The 430-nt window shown below is 36.7% G+C and carries 1 pseudogene; it reads left to right on the forward strand.

Going from position 1 to position 430, the window contains the following annotated elements:
- Positions 1-430: pseudogene (locus tag UYC_RS35600) on the forward strand (hypothetical protein); the annotation flags it as partial.

A 430-nucleotide genomic window follows, 5' to 3' on the forward strand; every position in this document is an offset into this window, starting at 1 on the left:
CTGAAATTGGGATGATGGCTGATATTGTCATCGGTCTGAATAATGGCTTTGAATGTCCGACTGTGATTGACAGTTTTCGTTCGCTTGGTGGTGTTCAAGTCATTCATCTATATACTAGTGAAAAAGTAGCGAATAATATCCCAGCGAAAATCTTTAATAATGTCAAATGTGAAGGAGAACCGTATTACTTAAAAAACATTGACTGTCAGTATTGCAAGCACAGAATATTTGTTGTTCATCAAAAACAGGGAGAATATGCAGCAGGAAAAATCCGAGTTTTGGGAGATATATATGGTTCATTAGTGCTTCAGAGTATTGAGAGTGGATGGATACCACCTGCTATTTTAGTTACTTTTGATGCCGAATCTCAGTTTTTAGTAGAGCAAAAGTATGCATTTGTAGAGCCGGAATCTAATGGCTTAATGCTAAT

This window comes from Chlorogloeopsis fritschii PCC 6912 (assembly GCF_000317285.1).
GTDB classification, from domain to species: domain Bacteria; phylum Cyanobacteriota; class Cyanobacteriia; order Cyanobacteriales; family Nostocaceae; genus Chlorogloeopsis; species Chlorogloeopsis fritschii.